Raw genomic sequence first — 22,320 nt, 5'->3', positions numbered from 1 at the left:
CAGCCTTGACAAGGGGATGAGGGCACAATGTCGCGGGAAATTTCAGATGAATTTTTTACGGCAAACCCCCGCTTGCCCCTATGTTGCATTGCAACAAAAAAGCCGCCGTGTTAGGCGCAACCGCAACGATGCCAGCCAGCCGGACCCGAGCGGATGAGAGACACGATCTTTTGCGTAATGAGCGTTCTCACAACTCTCGTCATCGCCATTATCTCGCTGCGCTATGTCAAAGATTTCTATCTGCTTTCTCTTTTTTACAGCTTCCAGATCCATCTGGCGGCGGCCGCAGCAGTGGCCTCCGGCATAGCCCTCCTCTTCAAGCGGCATTGGTACGCGCTGCTGACACTCGGCGCATCGATGGTTCTCGTCGTCCACGGCATCGTGATGACGCGTGAATTCGTCGAGCCTGCGGTAGACGAGAGCCGCCCTGCTCTCTTCAAGCTGATGTCCTTTAATATAGAGAACGACAATTTCGCAAATGGCGCTGATATCGCCGACATGGCGATCGGCTCGGGGGCCGACGTCGTCAACATCCTCGAAGCCGAACCGGTTTTGTCCGAATTGCCGCGACTGCTGAAGACCTACCCCTATTATGTCGGCTGCGGCGTCGGCATGGAGCAATGCGATACGCTCGTCCTGTCGAAGCGCCCGCTGATCGAACCTCGCATCCGCAGCCTTGGCCTGCTGTGGCGCAACCGCCTGACGATCTCGACGATCGATTTTGACGGCCAGAAGGTCAACTTCCTCGCCGCGCACCTGACCAAACCTTATTATGACGAATTCCACGGCCTGGAAGTCGAAGATCTCGCCGAGATTATCCCTTCGCTGCCGGGACCACTCGTGCTTGCCGGTGATTTCAATACGTCGATTCTGGCGCCGGATGTGCAGTATCTCATGCGCAGCCAGGGCTTGGGCACAGCATCGCTGGAGCCTGCGACATGGCCGATCGCCGCCGGCCCCTTCGGCATTTCGATCGATCACGTCTTCAGCAAAGCGCCCCTGCGGCTGAAATCGGTCCGCCGCATCGAGAACAGTTTCGGATCAAACCATTTTGGCCTCGTGGCGGAATTCGTCCTCGATCCTTGAGTCTGCATCCTCGTCGGCCGCGAGGAAGCCGCCGGATTGACGAGTCCAAAGCTCGGCATAGAGACCGCCGCGGCGAAGCAGCTCGTCGTGGCTGCCCTCCTCGATGATCCGGCCGAGATCGACGACAATCAGCCGGTCGAGCGCGGCGATCGTCGACAGCCGATGGGCGATCGCGAGCACTGTCTTGCCCTCCATGATCCGATGGAGATTGGACTGGATCGCTTCCTCCACTTCCGAATCGAGCGCCGACGTCGCTTCGTCGAGAACCAGGATCGGCGCGTCCTTCAGCATGACTCGCGCGATGGCGATGCGCTGCCGCTGCCCGCCCGACAGTTTGACGCCGCGTTCGCCGACATGCGCATCGAAACCTCTGCGGCCCTGCTGATCCTGCAGGCGGGCAATGAAGTCGATGGCCTCGGCGCGTCGGGCCGCCTCGACCAGCCGCTCCTCGCCGGCATCCGGCCGTCCGAAGAGGATATTGTCGCGCACGGAACGATGCAGCAGCGACGTATCCTGGCTGACGACGCCGATCTGCATCCTGAGCGATTCCTGGGTCACCGCCGATATATCCTGGCCGTCGACCAGGATGCGGCCGTCCTGGATGTCATAGAGACGCAGCAGCAGGTTCACCAGCGTTGATTTGCCGGCGCCCGAACGCCCGACAATCCCCACCTTCTCGCCCGGGCGGATGGTCAGGGAGAAATTCTCGACGACGGGCTGCTGACCCTTGCCGTAGTGGAAGGAGACATTGTCGAAGCGAATGCTGGGATGGCGGATCACCAGGCTCGTCGCATCGTGCCGATCGACGAGCCCGAGCGGCTGGGAAATCAGTTCCGCAGAATTCTGGATGGTGCCGAGATTGCGCATGATGCCGTTGAACTGCGTCATCAGCCTGCCGAGCAGGAAATTCAGCCGGAGCACCAGCGCCAGCGAAAATGCCACCGCGCCGGAACTGATCAAGCCGCGCAGCCAGAGATCGACGCTCAAGCCCGCCATCGTCACGATCATCAGGCCGGAGAGCAGCGCCATGGATGCCCGCACACCGGTGATGAACCGCGTGAAGCGCAGCACCGTGTCCTGATAGATATCGAAACCTTGGCGCATGTAGCGGTCGCTCTCTTCATCGCGTGCGAACAGCTTATGCGTCTGCATATTACTATAGGAGTCGACCATCCGGCCGTTCAGCATCGACCCGGCCTCCGCCGTTTCGCGGGAGTGATGGCGGATCCGCGGGACGAAGTGGCGGGCAAGCAGGCTGAAGGCGCCGAGCCAGAACAGCACGACGGCGGCGAGTGTAAAGTCCAGTCGGGCGACGAGCACCAGCGTCGTTACCGCATAAATTCCAACGAACCAGACACTTTCCATCAGCGACGTGACGAGATCGCCGGTTGCCTGGCCGGCAGACCAGACCTTGGTGACGATACGCCCGGAGAAATCGCTCTGAAAGAACGACAATGATTGCCTTGAGACGTGGAGATAAGATTGCCAACGTGCTAGATTGTAGAAGCCCGGCGTGATCACCTGCTGATCGACGAGGGCAATCATGAAGGCGACGACGAAGCGCACGAGCCCGATGAGAGCGAGCATGCCGAACAGCTCGCCGCCATGAGCCGCGAGAAGACCGCTCCAGCCGACGCCGGGCTTAATGCTGGCGAGAATATCGACGAGGCGTCCGACGAACCAGAAGAGTGCCGCCTCGATTGCTGCCGACGTGCCGCCGAGAATGAGCATGGCGATGAACGGCGTCTTCGCCTGGCCGATGTAGAACCAGATGAAACCGAGCGTCGCACGCGGCGGCTGCAAGTTGTCGCGCGGACGGAATGGATCGATCCAGGTTTCGAACAGGCGGAAGACGGGTCGCAGGAACATGGAAGCGATATAGGCGGATTGAGGGTGGCGGCAAAGGGAATGGAAAGCGGACGCAACCTAATATTTTGGTAATAAACGATAACATCGGCGGCATCGCCATTGATTGCCCCCGAGCCCGTCACAATCTGACGATAGGATCGCGCTTCACTGGAGAGAAGGTCATGGAAACGAAAATGCTCGATGCGCATATTCCGCTTCCGCTTGCAGAAAGGTTGGATGCCCTGGCTCTCGACCTGGCGCTGCCGCGCGACGAGATCGTCATCAAGGCTATCGCCGCCTGGCTCGACAGCGAGGAACGCCGCCGCATCGTGGCACTGCGCACGATCGCAGCCGCCAACACCATCGTTGTCGTCGAACATGACCGCGTGATCGACTGGGCCGACAGTCTTTGAAAGCACGCCGGCCCGACCGCAGCCGGTCAAATCATCGCAATCATGAAAATGCCCTCCCCGCTCACGCCGGGAGGGTCGATTTTTATTCCGCGGCCTCTTCCGCCTCCTCGGCGTGATCGGAGAGGAAGCCGCCGGACTGGCGGTTCCAGAGGTCGGCATAGATGCCGCCATTTTCGATCAGTTCCCCGTGCGAGCCGGCCTCGATGATCCGGCCCTTGTCGAGCACGATCAGCCGGTCCATCTCCGTCAGCGTCGAAAGCCGGTGGGCGATCGCGATCACCGTCTTGCCTTCCATCAGGGCGAACAGATTTTCCTGGATCGCCGCCTCGACTTCGGAATCGAGTGCCGAGGTCGCCTCGTCGAGCACCAGGATCGGCGCGTCCTTCAGAAAGACGCGGGCGATGGCGATCCGCTGCCGCTGACCACCGGACAGCTTGACCCCGCGTTCGCCCACCTGTGCGTCGAGCCCCTGGCGGCCCTGCATGTCGACTAGCCCTTCGATGAACTCCCAGGCGTTGGCGCGTTTGGCGGCTTCGATCACTTCGGCGTCGCTCGCCTCCGGCCGGCCATAGGCGATGTTGTCGCGGATCGAGCGGTGCAGCAGCGACGTGTCCTGCGTCACCACGCCGATCAGCGAGCGCAGGCTTTCCTGCGAGACGCCTGATATATCCTGCCCGTCGATGGTAATGCGGCCGGCCTCCAGGTCATAGAAGCGCAGCAGCAGGTTCATCAGCGTCGTCTTGCCGGCGCCGGAACGACCAACCAGACCCACCTTCTCGCCGGCCTTGATGTCGAGCGACAGATTGTCGATGACGTCTTTGCCCTTGCCGTAGTGGAAGCGGATGCGATCGTAATGGATCGCCCCCTTCTTCGCCGTCATGTCAGGCGCATTCGGCTTGTCGACGATGTCGTGCTGCTTGCTCATCATTTCCATGCCGTCATAGACCGTGCCGATGTTCTCGAACAGCGCCGAGACTTCCCACATGATCCATTGCGACATGCCGTTGACGCGCATGGCAAGACCGATGGCGATGGCGATCGCGCCGACCGAGATCGCCCCGTTCAACCAAAACCAGATCGACAAGCCCGAGACGACGAAGAGCGCGACGCAGTTGTTGAGATAGACGCTGATGTGGAAGAGCGTCACTTTGCGCATCTGCTTGTGCACGGTTTGCAGGAACTCGTCCATGCCCTCCCTCGCATAGACCTCCTCACGGCCCGCATGCGAGAAAAGCTTGACGGTGGCGATATTCGTATAGCTGTCGACCACGCGCCCCGTCATCATCGAGCGCGCATCCGCCTGCGTCGCCGCAATCTTGCGAAGCCGCGGCACGAAATAAGAGACGATGCTGACATAGACGGAGAGCCAGACGAGGATCGGGATCATCAGCCGCCAGTCGGCCGCCGCAATCACGATGATCATCGTCAGGAAATAGCTGACGACATAGACGAAGACGTCGAGGATCTTCATGACCGTTTCGCGCACGGCAAGCGAGGTCTGCATCACCTTGGTCGCGACGCGCCCGGCAAATTCGTTGGCGAAGAACGTCATGCTGTGGCGCAGCAGGAAGCGGTGCATCTGCCAGCGCGCCATCATCGGATAATTGCCGAGCAGCATCTGATGCATGATGAGGGAATCGAGCCCAGCCGCCAGCGGCAGGCCCACAAGCACCAGCGCCGCCATCCAGAACAGCTTGTGGCCTTCAGTCTGCAGGAAAGTGGCGCGATCGGCATTGGTCAGCCAGTCGACGATGTCGCCGAGGAACTGGAAGAGCGCCACTTCGCCGACGGCGATCAGCGACGTCAGCACGGCCATCAGGCCGAGCCAGGGTGCTGCCGGCTTGCTATAATGCCAGCAGAAGGCAAAGAGACCTTTCGGGGGCGCAACGGGCTCCTCGCTCGGAAAGGGATTGAGTCGCTGTTCGAACCAGCCAAACATGAAATTGCTCCGAAACATCACGTTCCGGCTCCTGGCTTCGCGCCATCTCGGCGCCATGCAAGCACATATGGGAACCGGACATTCAAGGGGCGAGGCTGAATCAGCCGCGCAATGGATCAAAAGGGAAGTTTTAGAAAGAAGCCCGCTCTAGCGGCGCCATGTCGCCTTGATCGGCATCACGGCGGGAAAGCGCATAATGAGCAAAATATTCATGAGGCCCTCCCTTGCTGGCGTTCGAAGACGTGCATGCATAACGCGAAAACTGCGAAATTTCCAGCCCTGAACTGGCGCGATTAGAACGTTTCTTGGCCAAACTGCGCCCTGTTGCGCCAAAATCACAGTTGTATTAGGCCTCCTGCGTCGAAACGAAGGGGCGGCGCCTGAATGACGAACCTCAGACTGGCACTCTACCAGCCGGACATCCCCGGCAATACCGGCACGATCCTGCGCCTTGCCGCCTGCCTCGGCTTCGCCGTCGATCTGATCGAGCCCGCCGGCTTCGACGTCTCCGACCGTAACCTGAAACGATCGGGCATGGATTATATCGCCGCCGCCGCTCTGACCCGCCATGTCAGCTGGGATCGCTTCGAGGCGTGGCGCGCCACGACCGGCCGTCGCCTGATCCTCGCCTCGACCAAGGCTGCCGATCGCTATACCAACTTCGCCTTCCGGCCGGACGATGTGCTGCTTTTCGGACGCGAAAGCGCCGGCGTGCCGGATCACGTGCACGAAAGAGCCGACGCCCGTATCCTCATCCCGATGGTCGAGGGCCAGCGCTCGATCAATGTCGCAATTTCGGCAGCCATGATCGTCGGCGAGGCGATGCGGCAGACCGGCTGGACTTGATCATCGCCGGCTTGGGAAAGATTGCCTGATATATTGCTGAAGTGTCGGAAATCGACATTGTCAATCCTTCAAAGCCGCGTATATTTATTAGCCGGGCAATCAAAAACATCGAGGGATTTGCACTATTTCAATAGCTTGGGAAGATGAGTCCTCAGGCCAATACCCCTCCAAACCGACGAAAGCAGAATAGATAAAAGAATGGATTCCATGATCATCATGATCAACCTGTTCGGAGCCGTGGCGCTGCTGCTATTCGGTCTCGCGCAGGTGAAGGACGGCGTATCCAGGGCCTTCGGCGCCCGGCTGAGAACCGGTCTGGCGACCGGTACGCGCGGCGGCCTTCGATCGTTCCTGTCCGGGCTGGTGGCGACCATCGCGCTGCAGAGCTCCACGGCAACGGCGCTGATGACCGCCTCTTTCGTCGAACGTGATCTGATAAGACCGCGCATGGCGCAGATCATCCTCCTCGGCGCCAATGTCGGCACCGCCATTACCGCCTGGATCGTCGCGACTGGAATCGAATGGCTCTCCCCACTCCTGATCCTCTCCGGCATCGTGCTTTACCGCGGCCGCTCCAGCACCCGCCAGGGCGGCGGCGCAGCGCTGATCGGCATCGGCCTGATGCTGTTGTCGCTGAATCTCCTGAGCCTTGCGACGGAGCCGATGCGCGCCTCACCCGCTCTCGCCGCTTTCATCAGCCTGCTGGATGGCGCTTTGCCGGTGGCGCTCCTCTTCTCGGCAGCGCTCGCCTTCGTCTCATCGTCCAGCCTGGCGGTTGTGGTGCTCATCCTGTCGCTCGCCTCGGCCGGCTTGATCTCAGCCGAACTCGTGATCGTGCTCGTGCTCGGCGCCAATCTCGGCGGCGCAATACCCCCTGTCGTCGCGACGATGTCCGGGCCGGTTTCGGCGCGACGCGTCACGTTCGGCAACCTTGCTGTCCGTACGCTCGGCTGCATCATCGCCTTACCGCTCGCCGGCTACGGCGCGGAATTCATCCAGATGCTGCCCTTCGGACCGTCAAAGCTGCCCGTCGACGCGCATCTGCTCTTCAACGTTCTGCTCGCCGCCCTCGCCTGGCCCTTCTCCCGACCGCTCGCCACGCTGATGACCCGTCTGGTTCCGGATCAGGCCGAGCCGGACACCGCGCCCAAATATCTGGACGCCCATGAGCTTTCGACGCCCGTCATTGCTCTAACCAGCGCTACCCGCGAAGTGCTCGGCATCGGCGATCTCATCGAGCGCATGCTGATCCGGGTCTCCGAGGCCTTCGAAGGCAATGACTCTTCCAAGCTTTCCGAGATCGCGACCCTCGAAGAGCGCGTCGACAAGCTGCAGCAGGCGGTGAAGGTTTATCTCTCGAAGCTCGGCCGCGAGGGGCTCAGCGACGAAAACGCCCGCCGCTCGATCGTCGTCATCGATTATGCCATCAATCTCGAACATATGGGCGATATCATCGAGAAAGGCTTGCTGGAGCAGGTATCGAAGAAGATCTCGCTCGGGCTGAGGTTTTCCGACGACGGTCATCAGGAATTGCGTAAGCTGTTCGACCTGACGATCGACAATCTCCGTGTCGCCCAGACGATCTTCGTCACTCGCGATTTCAATCTTGCGCGTCAGATGATGGAGACGAAGGTGGAGGTCCGGCGCATGGAGAAACAGTCGGCCGAACACCATCTGGAGCGCCTGCGTGACGGACGCGCCGACAGTCTGCAGACAAGCTCGCTGCATCTCGATATGCTGCGTGACCTGAAGAGGATCAACGCACACATCGTCTCGGTGGCGCATCCGATCCTGGATGAAAGCGGCCTTCTGATCGAAAGCCGCGTGCGCGCCGTCGCGGAGTGACGGTCAGTCGGCCGAAGGCAGGCGGCGCATGGTGAATTCGATTTGGTCACCGTCGAGCTGACGCCAGCTTTCCACCTCGGTCCAATAGGCGGCTTTCGGATATTCGTCGAACCATTCGCGCGCCTTGGCGCGGGCGTCGAGGAGGCCGAGGCAATATGTCTCACGCACGAAATGGTCTTTCTTACGGGCAGGATTTTCCGCCCGGTGTCTCGCCATTCTGCGTTTCAGACCGTCGAAGGACGGAGGTCCTGGAATTTTTGCCATCAACCCTACCTCTGTCGAAAAGATAGTATCGAAACCCTTGTTTTGCGAGTCGAATCTCGATGCCTTGGCCGCAGCTTGGCGAGGGGCGGCGTCGCCTGCTAGATGTGGCGGGTAACAAGGAATGAGCGAGTCGCATCCTCAACGGATGCCGGCCGCGGAGGCGTGACATGGAAAGACCGGAACTGCCAATCGGCTTGCCTGAGAATATCGAAGAGAAGAAGACGGCCGCCCGCAACTGGTTCGAAGGGCTGCGCGATACGATCTGCGCCTCCTTCGAAGCTCTCGAAGACGAGTTGCAAGGCCCCCTCTCCGATCATGAGCCAGGCCGCTTCGTCGCCAAGGAGTGGTCGCGTGAAGAAGGCGCCGGCGGCGGTGGCCGCATGTCGATGATGGAAGGCCGCGTCTTTGAAAAGGTCGGTGTCCATACATCAACGGTCCATGGCGAATTCTCTCCGGAGTTCCGGGCGCAGATACCGGGCGCCAAGGACGACCCGCGCTTCTGGGCCTCGGGCATCTCGCTGATCGCCCATCCCGTCAACCCCAACGTTCCGGCTGTCCATATGAACACGCGCATGGTGGTCACGACAAGCCGCTGGTTCGGGGGTGGCGCCGATCTGACGCCGGTGCTGTCGCGCCGCCGCACCCAGGAGGACGAGGACAGCCAGCTCTTCCACAAGGCCATGGAGATCGCCTGCCGCAATCACGCCGTCGCCGATTACGGCGCCTACAAGGCCTGGTGCGACGACTACTTCTTCCTGAAGCACCGCAACGAGCCCCGCGGCATCGGCGGCATCTTCTATGACTGGCTGCATTCGAGCGAGGAAGCCGGCGGCTGGGACGCCGATTTCGCCTTCACGCGCGATGTCGGCAGGGCTTTCGCCATGGTCTATCCGAAGATCGTTCGCTCCAACTTCAACAAGCCATGGACGGAAGCCGATCGTGACGAACAGTTGATCCGCCGAGGCCGTTACGTCGAATTCAATCTGCTGTATGATCGCGGCACGATCTTCGGCCTGAAGACCGGCGGCAACGTGGAATCCATTCTCTCGTCGTTGCCGCCTGTCGTGCGCTGGCCGTGAGACTGTAAAATCTCATCGATAATTCGAGCTGAGGGACCTTCATAAAAATTCAGTGAGTCCTAACTTTATATGTACGTGCGTAACAATCGGAGGAGGATTGTCATGACGACAAAAAGCGGCTCGCCTGCGTCCACGGATGCCCAGGAAACATTCCGTGCCATCGACACACCCGAGTTCCTGATCCGCATTGCCGAGAAACTGCGGGCCAAGAGTGGCTCCGATCTGCCGCTGTGCTGCTTCATCGAGCAGGTCAAGCTGCAGCTGGCCGGCGGAAAGTCGCCGGAGGATCTGCAGAATGACGCAGCCAACAGCAACACGCCCGGCCATCTCTCGGAAACCTACAAAGCTTGGGCAATGCCCGACTGAACCGCCTTGTCCGGTCGCCACCTCCTGCCGACCGGAACCTTCTCTTCGCACGTACATTTCATCAATCGCGTGAAAGCGCGATGGCCGTTGCGTCCCAGACAGAGGAGAAAACCATGCGACTTTTCGAATGCGGCACGCTCGTTCCCGGCTGTGCCTGGCACACCCGGGCGGATAATGACGCAGAGGTGGTTCGCCGCGCAGTCGAGCACCTGAAGACTGCTCACGGTGAAACGATCATACGCGAAAACATGGTTGATAACATCAAGGCACGCATCCGCGACGAAGCCACCGCCGCCTGACGGCCGGTCACCGAGTGCTGGCAACAACGATCGAAGCCGCGCCCGCATCCATCCGATGCGACGCGATGTCGACTATTGCGCGCGTTCCTGCAGCCGGGCGAGCAGCGCCGTCCGATCCGAGATGAAATTTTCCTCCACCCACTGATTTTCCAGCACCGCAAGCAGTTCGCCGACGCGAGGGCCGGATGCGACGCCCGCCGCAAGCACGTCGCCGCCATTCAGAGGAAACTGCGGCTTCTTCCAGTTCGCGGCCTGATCCATGAGCTTGCCGAGCCGCGCCGAACGCGCCATTTCGCCAAGATCGCCCTCAGCCTTGCCGCGTGCAACGGCAAGGGCAAGCTTCAGTCGGGTCACGATGCCGTCGAGGCCGTTACGGTAAAGCAGCCGTTCGAAAGCAGCCGGCGAGATTTCATCGTTGATCGGCGCCGCCATCGCCCAGGCCTTGAGAGTGGCCGCTTCCGCATTGGAGAGTTTCAGCCGGGCCGCAAGCGCCTCCAACCGCGCCGCATCGGGCGGCACGATGGCCATAAGGCGCAGCAGCGGATCAGGCGTCCAGCCGAGCGCCTTCTCGGTGGCGACAAGCGAAGGGATGGCATCGATCCCCCAACGTTCCGATTCCGGCAGAATTTCCGTCAACACCGCCACCTGCCGCATCCAGAGAAGTGCCCGGCCGGGATCGGCAGCACCGAGCAGTTTTCTGAGCTCCGACCAGACGCGTTCGGCCGACAGCGTCTTGAGTTTCGACCGCGCCGCCGCACAGGCCTTCAAGCCCTCCGCATCGGGCCGCCCGGAGCCGTAATAGGCAAAAAAACGGAAGAAGCGCAGAATGCGCAGATGGTCCTCGGCAATACGCCTTGCCGCATCGCCGATGAAGCGGATGTTGCGCGTTTCGATATCGGCAAGTCCGCCGACGAGATCAACCACTTCGCCCTCGGCATCGGCATAGAGCGCGTTGATTGTCAGATCTCGCCGTTCGGCATCGGCCTTCCAGTCGGTGCTGAAAGCGACCTTGGCGTGGCGCCCATCGGTTTCCACGTCGGTACGCAGCGTCGTCACCTCGAAAGGCTTGCCATCGATGACGAGCGTCACCGTGCCGTGCTGCAGTCCTGTCGGCACCGCCTTGATGCCGGCCGCCACCGCCCGCTCCATGACGATCTCAGGCCTCAGCGTGGTGGCGATGTCGATATCACTGACCGGCAGGCCCATCAGGCTGTTGCGCACCGCGCCGCCGACCACTCGCCCTTCCCCCGCATCGGCATTGGTAAGCGCAAGGACCCGGCCGAGAGCCGGGTCGCGGAACCATGCTTGGTCGGCAATGCCGGTCATGCATAAAGCCTTTCGTAGAGCGTGCGGACGATGCCGGCGGTGATGCCCCAGATCATCCTGGTTTCATAGGGCATGCGGTAGAAATGCCGGTCGATGCCGTCGATGACGCGCCTGTCGCGGCGGTGATTGGCCGGATTCATCAGGAAGGAAAGCGGCACCTCGAACACGTCGTCCACCTCGGCCGGATTGAGCCTCAACGCGAAACCCCGCTTGACGACGCCGAGTACGGGAGTAATGCGGAAACCGGTCGAGGCGAGATAGTTCGGCAGCCTGCCGACCGTCTCGACGAAGGAACCGGCCAGGCCGATCTCCTCCTCCGTCTCGCGGATCGCCGCCATTTCGGGCGAGATATCGGCCGGATCGATCGAGCCGCCGGGAAAGGCGATCTGGCCGGAATGTTTGCGCAGCGTCGTCGTGCGCTTGGTGAAAATCACACGCGCTTCCTGGCCATCGTCGACGACAGGCACGAGCACCGCGGCGTCGCGCAGCTTGAAGGTCGCCACCTCCTCCACGATATCAGGATTGAGGACATGGTCGCCGTGATCGCGCCAGGCATGATCCACCGGCCCGCCGTTCTGGTTGAGCGCGCGGCGGCGGAATTCGGCTGCTGAGAACAGCGGATAACGTTGGGTGATCGCATCGTTCATCGGCTAAGCGCATCCAGTTCATCGGCCGGCATGACGGGGAAGACCCCTCCGGCGGAGCGAACGGCAAACATCGCCTGCCCCTCCACCTCGAGCGTCTCGCCGAGCGCGACCAGTTCATACATCACCGCGCGTGACACCAGCGCCTCCAGCCGCCCGCGCACATGCAGATAGGGTTTCAATTCGGCATTGCCGCCCGCAATTGCAAAGCGCAGCCGATGCTCTCCTCCCGCCTCGACGACATCACCGACATTGGTGCGGAATGTGAGCACCTGGCGGCCCTCGCGCACAGTCACGCTCATCTCCACAGCGATGAACGGCGCGTCGATGACCCTGATCCCGACCTTTTCCACAGGAGTTACGAGATAAGTCTTTTCGTCCTCGTCTTTGCGCAGGACCGTCGAAAACAGCCGCACCAGCGCCGGTCGGCCGATCGGCGTACCCATGTAGAACCAGGTGCCGTCGGCCCTGATCTCCATGTCGATATCACCGCAGAAAGGCGGATTCCACCGCTCGACCGGTGGTAGCCCGCGTTTTTTACCGCTGTTTTCGGCAGACGCGCGCGAGATGAGCGCGGCAAGCCCCGCCGCATCCGCCTGTCCGCTGATTTCTTCGGCTGCCATTCTTCCGTCCCGGTTTGTCCTTAACGAAGTGAAGTCACGAGATAGTCATTCGTAACGAACTTGTCAGCCCGTCGCATCTCCATAACTCTATCGAGTATGAGGCAGATGTATAAGTCCGCCGATTCGCTGCCGAATGATTTCAGCCGTTGGAGATGCCCGTGGGTATGATGAAGACCGAAGCCAGCCTCGATGAAAAGGCGATCGTCGCCGCCGCCGAAAGGGCGCTCTCCGATATCGCCGCCATCCGCGGGGAAGTCTCGAAAGTGATCTTCGGTCAGGAAAGCGTCGTCGAGAACACCATTCTTGCTGTGCTGTCAGGCGGTCATGCCCTGCTCGTCGGCGTCCCCGGCCTTGCCAAGACCAGGCTGGTGACGACGCTCGGCGAGGTGCTGGGCCTTGCTGCCAACCGCATCCAGTTCACACCCGACCTGATGCCTTCGGATATTCTCGGCTCCGAGGTGATGGATCAGGACGACAGCGGCCGCCGTTCCTTCCGTTTCATCAAAGGCCCGGTCTTCGCCCAGCTCCTGATGGCCGACGAAATCAACCGCGCCTCTCCGCGCACACAGTCGGCACTTCTGCAGGCGATGCAGGAATATCACATCACCATCGCCGGCCAGCGCTATGACCTGCCGGCTCCCTTCCACGTGCTCGCCACCCAGAATCCGCTGGAGCAGGAAGGCACCTATCCCCTGCCCGAGGCCCAGCTCGATCGCTTCCTGCTGCAGGTCGACGTCAACTATCCCGAGCTCGCCGCCGAGCGACAGATCCTGCTCGAGACCACAGGCCTTGGCGAAACCCGGCCGGAAGCCATCATCGATGCGCAGCGGCTGATCGAAATCCAGACGCTGGTGCGTCAGATGCCGGTGAGCGAGACGGTCGTCGACGCCATCCTTTCGCTGGTGCGATCCGCCCGCCCCGGCCAGGGGAATGCCTCGACCGACAAGAACGTCGCCTGGGGTCCGGGCCCGCGCGCCGGCCAGGCGATGATGCTCTGCGCGCGCGCCCGCGCGCTCTACGAGGGCCGCCTCGCCCCGTCCCTCGATGATATCTTCGCGCTTGCCGAACCGATTCTTCAGCACCGCATGGCGCTGACTTTCGCCGCCCGCGCCGAAGGCATGTCGGTGCGCGACGTCATCGCCGGACTGGTCAGGCAGGCAAAGGGATAAGGAAGCCGGACGCGTGGCATCTATCGGACAGACCGTCAACCCGACGTCAGGCAGCGATGCCCTTTCCCGCGCCAGGCAGCGGGCCTCGCTGATGCCGGACTGCCTGGTGGAGGCCAAGCGCATCGCCAATACGGTGATTGCCGGCTGGCACGGCCGCCGCAAGCGCGGCATCGGCGAGAATTTCTGGCAGTTCCGACCCTATGCCGAGGGCGAGAGCCTGTCGCGCATCGATTGGCGCCGCTCAGCCCGCGACGACCACACCTATGTGCGTGAGCGCGAATGGGAGGCGGCGCACACGATCTGGCTCTGGTGCGACATGTCGCCCTCGATGATGTACAAGTCGAGCTACGGTAGCGTCTCCAAGGAAAGCCGGGCGCTGGTCGTGATGCTGGCGCTTGCGGAAATCCTCGCCCGCTCCGGCGAGCGCATCGGCTGCCCCGGCATCATGGAACCCGTCTCTACCCGCAACGCCGCCGAACGCCTGGCATCGGCGCTCATGCACGCGCCGCTGACCGGCGGACTGCCGGAAACGGGAATGATCCGCGGCTGGAGCGACCTCGTGCTCATCGGCGATTTCCTCGACGACGCTCCTGTTATCATGGAGCGGCTCGGCCCGCTTGCCCGCCGCGGCCTGCACGGCCATGTGGTCGAGATAGCAGATCCCGCCGAAGAGATCTTTCCCTATAGCGGCCGCACCGAATTCATCGATCCGGAGACCGGCGCCAAGCTCATCTCCGGCCGCGCCGAACACATCCGCGATACCTATCGTAACGCCTACCTCGCCCGCAGGGACAGCCTCGGCCAGTCGCTGCGCCATCTCGGCTGGACCTTTACGACCCACCGCACCGATCATCTTGCCTCGGAGGCGTTGGTTGCGGTCCACATGTACCTGTCCGGCATGCCGGCCAAGGCAACGCATGGGGGGCTGCTATGAACGCCCTTCCCTTCGCTTTCGCCTATCCCGCCATTCTCGGCGCCCTGATCGCCTTGCCGGTCATCTGGTGGCTGTTGCGGCTGACACCGCCCCGTCCGAAAACGGAGGTCTTTCCACCGCTGAAGATCCTTGCGTCGGTGCTGAAACGCGAGGAAACGCCGGCGCAAAGCCCCTGGTGGCTGACGCTTCTGCGCATGCTGCTCGCCGCCATCATCATCTTTGCGATTGCCGATCCGGTCTTCAATCCGCGCACCAATTCTCTGGCATCGGGCGGCCCGCTCGTCCTCTTCGTCGACAACGGCTGGGCGGCATCGCCCGATTGGGAGCAGCGCGTCCAGACCGCCGACGCGCTGGTGGACGATGCCGAATCCGCCGGCACGCCGGTAGCGATCGCCTTCACCGCCGATCCCACAAACGATGCCGTGCCCGGCACGGCAGCGATTGCCCGCGACAAGCTGCGGGCTGCCGAGCCGCGGCCGCTGGTCCCCGATCGCGAGCGCGCCTTCCAGGCGCTGCGCGCGGCGCTCAACGGCGTCAAGCCCGGCACCCTCGCCTTCCTGACCGACGGCGCCGCCGCCAAAGCCGATGATCCGACGGTGCGCAGGCTCGCAGAGCTCCAGCCCGCTGATCTGCGCCTGATCGAGGGCGATGCCACGAAGACGGTTGCCGTCACTGCGGCCAGCAATGCGGCCGATGCCATGACCGTCAAGGTCACGCGGCTCGATAGTTCGCGCGCCGCATCTGTTGCGCTGAACGCCGTCGATGCCCAGGGCCGCTCGATTGCCAACGGCAGGGTGGATTTCCGTCCCGGCCAGAGCGTCGCCACGAGTTCGATCACCGCTCCCTTCGAGATGCGCAACGATTTCGCCCGCATCAGCGTCGACAACGGCGCGACGGCGGGCGCGGTCCACCTTCTCGACGACGCATTCAAGCGCCGCCGCGTCGTCCTGCTGTCCGGTACCGGAGCCGATGAATTCCAGCCGCTGCTCTCGCCGCTCTACTATATCCAGCGGGCGCTGCAGCCCTATGCGGACATCATCCAGCCCAGCGATTCCGATCTGGCGGTCGCGATACCGAAACTTCTCGCCAGCAACCCTTCGATCATCATCATGGCCGATATCGGCCGCCTGCCGGAGGAGACCTACGAACCTCTGACACGCTGGATATCGAATGGTGGCATGCTCCTGCGTTTCGCCGGCCCGCGCATGGCGGCGGCACCTGCCGACGATCCGCTTATTCCCGTCATCCTCCGCCAGGGAGAACGGGCGCTGGGCGGAACCTTGTCCTGGAGCGAACCGCAGTCGCTGGCCGAATTTCCGAGCATCGGCCCCTTCGCGGGCATACCGCGTCCCGCCGATGTAGTCGTCAAACGGCAGGTGCTCGCCGAGCCGACACCCGACCTTGCCGAACGCACCTGGGCGAGCCTCGCCGACGGCACGCCGCTGGTGACGATGAAGCAGCTGGCATCCGGCCAGATCGTCCTCTTCCACGTGACCGCGGAAGCGACCTGGTCCGATCTGCCGATCTCGGGCACTTTCGTCGATATGCTGCGTCACCTCCTGCAGATATCGCGCTCAGGCGGTGTGACGTCCGAGGCGCGCAGCAGCGCGCGTGTCTCCGAGACCCTTCCGCCCTACCGCATGCTGACGGCCAAGGGCGTGCTCGTCTCCGAGACTGGCTCGGCGCGACCTCTGATCCCCAGGGCCGGAGCCGAACCGACGGCGGATTTCGACAATCCGCCCGGCCTCTACGGTTCGGAAGATGGTTTCACCTCATTGAACGTGCTGCCCGAGAACGCCGAACTGAAGCCGCTCGATACCGCTGGAACCAATGCCGTGCGCGAAGGCTTGATCGGCGGCGAAAGCTGGTCGGCAAAGCCGGCTCTTTTCCTGGTCGCCTTTCTGCTGCTGCTCGCCGACAGCCTGGTCGTCCTCTTCATGAACGGCGCTTTCTCGCGATTGCGCCCGGCCGCTCGCACCATGGGCGTGATCGCAGTCATAGTCGGCGCAGGCTTCCTGCTGCAGCCCGGCGCACTTCAAGCCAACGACTCCCGGCCCGATGACGACCTCATTCTGCAGAGGCTTGACAACACGCATCTCGCCTATGTCGTCACCGGCGAGCAGGAAGTCGACAATATATCCGAGCGCGGCCTTGAGGGTTTGACCCAGTTCCTTACCTTCCGCACGACGCTGGAGCCGGCGCCGCCCGTCGGCCTTGACCTCACCAGGGACGAACTCACCTTCTATCCGATCATCTATTGGCCGGTTTCGGCAACGGCGCCCATGCCGTCATCGGCCGCGATCAGCCGCATCGACGCCTACATGCGCAACGGCGGCACCGTGCTCTTCGATACGCGCGACCAGATAAGCGCTTTGGACAATGGCGGCAATGTTAGCTCCAACGGTCAGAGGCTGCAGGAAATCCTCGCCAATCTCGATATCCCGCCGCTCGAACCGGTACCCTCAGATCACGTGCTGACGAAATCCTTTTATCTCCTGTCGAGCTTTCCCGGCCGCTATGCCGGCAGCCCGCTTTGGATCGAGGCCCGGCAAGGTGGCCGCGAAACGACCGAAAAATCGGCGGCGACGGCCGATGGGGTTTCGCCGATCCTGATCACCGGCAATGATTTCGCCGGCGCCTGGGCAGTCGACGAAAACGGCACGCCGATGCTGCCGACTGTGCCCTCGGATGAAGGACAGCGTGAATATGCCTACCGGGCCGGCGTCAACATCATGATGTACATGCTGACCGGCAACTACAAGACCGACCAGGTTCACGTTCCCGACCTCCTCGAACGGTTAGGGCAATGAGATGACCTTCGATTTTTCACCCTTCCTGCCCTGGCCGATTCTGGCCGCACTGGCCGTCGTCAGTGCTCTCATCGCCGCCTTTGCGATCTGGCGCGGCATTCGCGGTGCCTGGATCAGGACACTGGCCGCCCTCGCCCTGCTGACCGCCCTTGCCAATCCGGTACTGCTGCAGGAGGATCGAGATCAGCTATCGACGATTGTCCCCGTCATCGTCGACCGTAGCCAGAGCCAGCAGACGCCCGAGCGCACGAAGATGACCGATGACGCGCTTGCGGCATTGAAAGGGCAGCTTGCCCGCTTCCCCCAGATAGAACCCCGCTTCGTCGATGTCGAAGGCGACGTCAACTCCGACGTTCCGTCCACCCGCCTGTTCGATGCGCTGGCAGCCAACATCGCCGATGTCCCGGCCGCCCGCATCGGCGGCGCCATCATGCTGACCGACGGCGAAGTCCATGATGTCCCGGCCGCTAATCAGGCGCTCGGCTTCGATGCGCCGATCCATGGTCTCGTCACCGGCAAGCCCAAGGAATTCGACCGTCGGATCGAAGTCATCAAGGGACCGCGCTTCGGCATCGTCAACGAGGAGCAGCAGGTCGTCCTGCGCGTCTTCGACGATGGTCCAAGCCCCGGCGGCACGGCCGACGTCACGGTGAAGCTGAACGGCGACGAGATCGCTACCTTGCAGGCAACGCCCGGTCAGGATACGCCCTTCTCCTTCAAGGTGCCGGCTGGCGGCAGCAACGTGCTCGAATTCTCCGTCGCCGCGCTTCCCGGCGAAGTCACCACCGCCAACAACCGCGCCGTCCACGTCATTGACGGCATTCGCCAGAATCTGCGCGTCCTGCTCGTCTCCGGCGAGCCGCATGCCGGCGAGCGCGCTTGGCGCAACCTCCTGAAATCCGACGCCTCGGTCGATCTCGTTCACTTCACCATTCTGCGTCCGCCGGAAAAGCAGGACGGCACGCCGATCAACGAGCTGTCGCTGATCGCCTTCCCGACGCGTGAGCTCTTCATCGATAAGATCAAGGATTTCGACCTGATCATCTTCGACCGCTATCAGGACCGCGCCAACGTGCTGCCGATGCTTTACTATGACAACATCGCCCAGTACGTGGAGAACGGCGGCGCGCTGCTGATCGCCGCCGGTCCGGAACATGCGAGCCCAGAGTCGATCGCGATGACGCCGCTCGCCTCCGTGCTGCCGGCAGAGCCGACGGGCCGGATGATCGAAAAGGCCTTCTATCCTCGCCTCTCGGAGGAAGGGCGCAAGCATCCAGTCACGCGCGGCTTGGACGGCTCCGGCGAGGACCCGCCGCATTGGGGCCGCTGGTTCCGCAGCGTCGATGTCGAACGACCGCAGGGCGAAACGATCATGGTTGGCGCCGACAACCATCCGCTGCTGGTGCTGAACCGCGCCGGCCAGGGCCGCGTCGCCATGCTGCTCTCCGATCAGGGCTGGCTCTGGGCGCGCGGCTTCGAAGGCGGCGGTCCAAATGTCTCGCTGTATCGCCGCATCGCTCATTGGCTGATGAAGGAACCAGCGCTCGAGGAAGAAGCGTTGACGGCGCGCGCCTCCGGCCGAACGCTTGAAGTCACGCGCCAGACGATCGGCGACAATCCTGGTAACGCCACCGTGCGTTATCCCTCCGGCAAGACCGAAACCCTGCCGCTCACCCAGACAGAACCCGGGCTCTACAAGGCCGAGAAACGCATGAACGAGGTCGGCCTCTTCGAAATCCGTAACGGCAAGTTATCGACGCTTGTGCATATCGGCGCCGTCGATGCGCCGGAATTCAAGGCGATGATCTCGACCACCGACGTGCTGAAGCCTGTCGTCGACAGGAGCAAAGGTCTCGTGACCCGTGTCGCCAGCGAAAAGGGCGCGATCAGCGTTCCGCCGATCCTGCCGGTGCGCGGTCAGGTCCGCGTCTCCGATAACGAGCGTATGATGATTCGCATGACCAACGAAACGGTCCTGAAGGGAATCAACACGCTGCCGCTCTTTGCCGGCTTCGCCGGCGTCGGCATCCTGCTGCTCGCTTTCGGCGCCATGTGGTGGCGCGAAGGGCGATAGTCGCATGCCGGAATTCGAGCTCACGGCATCGCCTTCGGCTGTGGAACTCGCGGTAATCACCGATGCGCTCTCGGCCTTCAATAACAGCGATGTCGGCCCTTCGGACCGCCAGCCGCTGGCCGTCCTCATCCGCGACACCGACGGGAAGGTGACCGGCGGCCTGTCGGGCTTTACCGCCTGGGGCTGGCTCTTCACCCAAATGCTTTATATTCCCGATACGCTGCGCGGAACGGGCATAGCCGGCAAGATCCTCGCAAAAGCGGAAGACGAGGCCAAGGCGCGAGGATGTCGTGGCGCCTGGATCGATACCTTCAACCCGCAGGCTCTCCGCGCCTATCTGCGCCAGGGTTATGAAATCTTCGGCGAGCTTGAGGATTTCCCGGAAGGCCGCACCCGCAGCTTCCTCCGGAAAAATCTCTGATCATCCGCGCCAAGCGATTATGCCTTTCAGCCGCTCGTGCACGCCTTCGGCGATCGGAACGACCAGCACCCGGCCGGGATCGACGGGACCTGGAAAGGCAAGTGCGTTATAGGCCACCTTCTCAAAGCCGAGCGGACCGTAATAGGGCGGATCGCCGACGAGGATAACGGCTTCCGAACCCTTGTGCCGCGCAGCTTCCACTGCGATCCGCACCAGTTCCCGGCCGATACCTATATTTTTGTGCGAGGGTCGAACGGCAAGCGGGCCAAGAAGATGTCCCTTCACCGTGCCGGCCAGCACCGGCGTCATGCGCACGGAGGCGATGGTCTCGCCGTCGTCAGCGCAGATGAAGGAGAGCGACAGGTCATGCGGCCCCTGCTCGCGGATACGCGCGGCCGCCCGCGCGAAGCGGCCCGGACCGAAGGCTTCTTCATTGATGTGTTCGATGGCGGCGTCGTGGGACGCGTCTTCGGTGAGATAGACGAGATCGTGCTTGTACATGATGACAGAAACCGGTTGGACAGATTGATGGGTCTCGAACACGCCTTCGGCGTTCGGGAGCATCAGCGTCGTCGCGGGTTTCTGGAAATGAACATCAGGCAAGCGTTCCTCAAATCGTGAAAAGGCCGATAGCAGGAAAAATTTCCGGCGTCCAACGCAAAATGCACACCCGATCCTGCTCGCGTGGGAGCGTGACGCACTGTTCAATCTTTACCGCCTGCAAAGCCCGACTATCTCAGCTAACTTCGATTCCAACACGCCAATCAAGGGAATGAAGATCATGGGAATGCTTGTGGACGGCGTCTGGCATGACGTCTGGTACGACACGAAGGAGAGCAAGGGCCAATTCAAACGGCAGCCCTCGCAATTTCGCAACTGGGTGACGGCAGACGGCGAGGCCGGGCCTTCCGGAAGCGGCGGCTTCAAGGCCGAGGCCGGGCGGTATCATCTCTATGTCTCTCTCGCCTGCCCTTGGGCTCATCGCACCTTGATCTTCCGCAAGCTGAAGAAGCTGGAGGAGCTAATTTCGGTTTCTGTCGTGGATCCGCTGATGCTCGAGAATGGCTGGGAGTTCAAGATCGGTGACGGCGCTACCGGCGATCATCTCTTTGGCGCTGGGACGCTCTGGCAGATCTACGTCAAGGCGGATCCGCACTATTCCGGCCGTGTCACCGTTCCCGTCCTCTGGGACAACCAGACCGGCACGATCGTCAATAACGAGTCGGCCGAGATCATCCGCATGTTCAACAGCGCCTTCGACGGGTTGACGGGTTCAAAGGCCGATTTCTATCCGGAGGATCTGCGTGCCGAGATCGACACGCTGAACGCCACAGTCTACGACACCGTCAACAACGGCGTCTACAAGGCGGGCTTCGCCACAACGCAAGAAGCTTACGAGGAAAATGTCGGCAAACTGTTCGAAACACTCGACATTCTCGACCAACGCCTGGGCAAGGGCCGCTACCTTTTCGGCGACAGATTGACCGAGGCCGATTGGCGCCTCTTCACCACACTGGTGCGTTTCGACCCGGTCTATGTCGGCCACTTCAAGTGCAACATCCGCCGCATCGCCGATTATCGCAATCTGCCGGGCTATCTCAGGGACCTCTATCAGACGACAGGCGTTGCCGAGACGGTAAACCTGCAGCACATCAAGCAGCACTACTACCGCAGTCACAAGACGATCAATCCGACCGGCATTGTCCCGGTCGGCCCGGCGCTCGATCTCGACAGCCCGCATGGCCGCGCTACAACGCCGCGCGTCTTTTTAGACGCGCAAAGGACGCTGTAGAACTTTAAATTGCTGAATGCAGCCTGAAGCTTCTCACCAGCGGTGGTCGGGCTCCTGCTCGCCCCGAAGCTCGGCGAGGCGGCGATACGTCGCCTCGGTCGTGCCCTCGGGCAGGCTGTCGAGCGAAAAGAACCCGCTGTCGGAAATCTCCCAATCCGGCGGCCGCGGTGCCGTCTGCTCGACGGTTACGCGATAGAATACGACATGGTCGCGCCGCGTGGTCGTGGTATTGAAATAGACTTGGACCAGCTGCGGTTTTCCGATGATTCTGAGGTTGCCCTCCTCGCGCAGTTCCTTGACCAGCGCTTCTTCCGCCGTCTCGTTGCGCTCCAGCCCGCCGCCGGGCATATGCCAGCCGCCGATATAGCTGTGGCGCACGAGAAAGATCCGGCCGTCCGCATCGAAGCAGGCGGCCCTGACGCCCATCGTCATGCCGCGGGCGAAGGAGAAATAGACATGCAGGAGGCGCAGGGCCAGCCGGATGTGAGGGGGCCGCTTCTCTTTATCCACCATCGTTCCGTTACGGCTCTTCATCGCGCCGG

General features: G+C 62.1%; 21 protein-coding genes. 13 read left to right on the top strand and 8 right to left on the bottom strand.

The window, feature by feature from the left end; translation table 11 throughout:
* Positions 1-153 precede the first annotated feature (153 nt).
* Positions 154-1,086 (top strand): endonuclease/exonuclease/phosphatase family protein, encoded by a 933-nt coding sequence (locus GGD53_RS05045; RefSeq protein ID WP_184454140.1) that lies wholly within the window; start codon positions 154-156, stop codon positions 1,084-1,086.
* On the opposite strand, the gene GGD53_RS05040 is transcribed toward GGD53_RS05045, so the two are convergent.
* On the bottom strand, positions 1,042-2,955 hold the full coding sequence (locus GGD53_RS05040) for an ABC transporter ATP-binding protein (RefSeq protein WP_184454138.1): 1,914 nt from the start codon (positions 2,953-2,955) through the stop codon (positions 1,042-1,044). The genes GGD53_RS05045 and GGD53_RS05040 overlap by 45 nt on opposite strands.
* Positions 2,956-3,116: 161 nt before the next feature.
* Here GGD53_RS05040 and GGD53_RS05035 point away from each other — a divergent pair, with 161 nt between their 5' ends.
* Entirely contained in the window at positions 3,117-3,347 is a 231-nt protein-coding gene (locus tag GGD53_RS05035) for a CopG family transcriptional regulator (protein WP_184454136.1), read from the top strand.
* Between the two features lie 82 nt (positions 3,348-3,429).
* Here GGD53_RS05035 and GGD53_RS05030 read toward each other — a convergent pair whose 3' ends face one another.
* The gene (locus tag GGD53_RS05030; protein WP_184454134.1) at positions 3,430-5,286 is read right to left on the bottom strand and encodes an ABC transporter ATP-binding protein; all 1,857 of its coding nucleotides are present in this window, start codon (positions 5,284-5,286) and stop codon (positions 3,430-3,432) included.
* 384 nt (positions 5,287-5,670) lie between these two features.
* Here GGD53_RS05030 and GGD53_RS05025 point away from each other — a divergent pair, with 384 nt between their 5' ends.
* Complete coding sequence (locus tag GGD53_RS05025) at positions 5,671-6,132, top strand: tRNA (cytidine(34)-2'-O)-methyltransferase (protein WP_184454132.1); 462 nt, start codon at positions 5,671-5,673, stop codon at positions 6,130-6,132.
* Positions 6,133-6,330: 198 nt separating this feature from the next.
* On the top strand, positions 6,331-7,977 hold the full coding sequence (locus GGD53_RS05020; protein WP_184454130.1) for a Na/Pi cotransporter family protein: 1,647 nt from the start codon (positions 6,331-6,333) through the stop codon (positions 7,975-7,977).
* Positions 7,978-7,980: 3 nt separating this feature from the next.
* Here the strand turns inward: GGD53_RS05020 and GGD53_RS05015 are convergent, their stop codons facing one another.
* A complete protein-coding gene (locus GGD53_RS05015; RefSeq protein WP_064804101.1) occupies positions 7,981-8,241 on the bottom strand; it encodes a hypothetical protein in 261 nt (86 codons plus the stop codon).
* A 167-nt stretch (positions 8,242-8,408) separates the two neighbouring features.
* On the opposite strand from GGD53_RS05015, the gene hemF reads away from it, so the two are divergent.
* The 3 genes from hemF (at position 8,409) to GGD53_RS05000 (ending at position 9,985) form a co-directional block, all read left to right on the top strand.
* Positions 8,409-9,320 carry an oxygen-dependent coproporphyrinogen oxidase gene (hemF, locus tag GGD53_RS05010; RefSeq protein ID WP_184454127.1) on the top strand — a complete coding sequence of 304 codons (912 nt, stop codon included), beginning with the start codon at positions 8,409-8,411 and terminating at the stop codon, positions 9,318-9,320.
* A 102-nt stretch (positions 9,321-9,422) separates the two neighbouring features.
* Complete coding sequence (locus GGD53_RS05005) at positions 9,423-9,686, top strand: hypothetical protein (protein WP_184454125.1); 264 nt, start codon at positions 9,423-9,425, stop codon at positions 9,684-9,686.
* A gap of 113 nt (positions 9,687-9,799) precedes the next feature.
* Positions 9,800-9,985 carry a DUF1059 domain-containing protein gene (locus GGD53_RS05000; protein ID WP_064806262.1) on the top strand — a complete coding sequence of 62 codons (186 nt, stop codon included), beginning with the start codon at positions 9,800-9,802 and terminating at the stop codon, positions 9,983-9,985.
* 72 nt (positions 9,986-10,057) lie between these two features.
* Here the strand turns inward: GGD53_RS05000 and GGD53_RS04995 are convergent, their stop codons facing one another.
* Genes GGD53_RS04995 through GGD53_RS04985 form a run of 3 tightly spaced genes read right to left on the bottom strand, consistent with a single transcriptional unit; the run spans position 10,058 to position 12,578 of the window.
* The gene (locus GGD53_RS04995; RefSeq protein ID WP_184454123.1) at positions 10,058-11,311 is read right to left on the bottom strand and encodes a CCA tRNA nucleotidyltransferase; all 1,254 of its coding nucleotides are present in this window, start codon (positions 11,309-11,311) and stop codon (positions 10,058-10,060) included.
* Positions 11,308-11,958, bottom strand: a complete 651-nt coding sequence (locus GGD53_RS04990; protein ID WP_184454121.1) for a CoA pyrophosphatase — start codon at positions 11,956-11,958, stop codon at positions 11,308-11,310. Before GGD53_RS04990 ends, GGD53_RS04995 begins: the two co-directional genes overlap by 4 nt.
* Positions 11,955-12,578: a DUF1285 domain-containing protein gene (locus tag GGD53_RS04985; RefSeq protein ID WP_184454119.1), complete on the bottom strand. Its 624-nt coding sequence runs from the start codon at positions 12,576-12,578 to the stop codon at positions 11,955-11,957. The genes GGD53_RS04990 and GGD53_RS04985 overlap by 4 nt, the downstream gene beginning before the upstream one ends.
* Before the next feature lie 158 nt (positions 12,579-12,736).
* Here GGD53_RS04985 and GGD53_RS04980 point away from each other — a divergent pair, with 158 nt between their 5' ends.
* Genes GGD53_RS04980 through GGD53_RS04960 form a run of 5 tightly spaced genes read left to right on the top strand, consistent with a single transcriptional unit; the run spans position 12,737 to position 19,986 of the window.
* Positions 12,737-13,747, top strand: coding sequence for an AAA family ATPase (locus GGD53_RS04980; protein ID WP_184454117.1), 1,011 nt, complete (start codon positions 12,737-12,739; stop codon positions 13,745-13,747).
* Positions 13,748-13,760: 13 nt separating this feature from the next.
* A complete protein-coding gene (locus GGD53_RS04975) occupies positions 13,761-14,681 on the top strand; it encodes a DUF58 domain-containing protein (protein ID WP_184454115.1) in 921 nt (306 codons plus the stop codon).
* The gene (locus GGD53_RS04970) at positions 14,678-17,491 is read left to right on the top strand and encodes a DUF4159 domain-containing protein (RefSeq protein ID WP_184454114.1); all 2,814 of its coding nucleotides are present in this window, start codon (positions 14,678-14,680) and stop codon (positions 17,489-17,491) included. The genes GGD53_RS04975 and GGD53_RS04970 overlap by 4 nt, the downstream gene beginning before the upstream one ends.
* A 1-nt stretch (position 17,492) precedes the next feature.
* Positions 17,493-19,565, top strand: coding sequence for a hypothetical protein (locus GGD53_RS04965; protein WP_184454112.1), 2,073 nt, complete (start codon positions 17,493-17,495; stop codon positions 19,563-19,565).
* Between the two features lie 4 nt (positions 19,566-19,569).
* Positions 19,570-19,986 (top strand): GNAT family N-acetyltransferase, encoded by a 417-nt coding sequence (locus GGD53_RS04960; RefSeq protein WP_184454110.1) that lies wholly within the window; start codon positions 19,570-19,572, stop codon positions 19,984-19,986.
* Here GGD53_RS04960 and GGD53_RS04955 read toward each other — a convergent pair whose 3' ends face one another.
* Entirely contained in the window at positions 19,987-20,589 is a 603-nt protein-coding gene (locus GGD53_RS04955) for a GNAT family N-acetyltransferase (RefSeq protein ID WP_246717699.1), read from the bottom strand.
* A 178-nt stretch (positions 20,590-20,767) separates the two neighbouring features.
* On the opposite strand from GGD53_RS04955, the gene GGD53_RS04950 reads away from it, so the two are divergent.
* Complete coding sequence (locus GGD53_RS04950; protein WP_184454108.1) at positions 20,768-21,778, top strand: glutathione S-transferase family protein; 1,011 nt, start codon at positions 20,768-20,770, stop codon at positions 21,776-21,778.
* Between the two features lie 33 nt (positions 21,779-21,811).
* Here GGD53_RS04950 and GGD53_RS04945 read toward each other — a convergent pair whose 3' ends face one another.
* Positions 21,812-22,291, bottom strand: coding sequence for an NUDIX domain-containing protein (locus tag GGD53_RS04945; protein WP_184454106.1), 480 nt, complete (start codon positions 22,289-22,291; stop codon positions 21,812-21,814).
* Between the last annotated feature and the right edge of the window lie 29 nt (positions 22,292-22,320).

The sequence above is a fragment of the Rhizobium aethiopicum genome (assembly GCF_014197535.1).
Taxonomy (GTDB): domain Bacteria; phylum Pseudomonadota; class Alphaproteobacteria; order Rhizobiales; family Rhizobiaceae; genus Rhizobium; species Rhizobium aethiopicum_A.
This window is presented reverse-complemented; position numbering and strand designations above follow the sequence as displayed.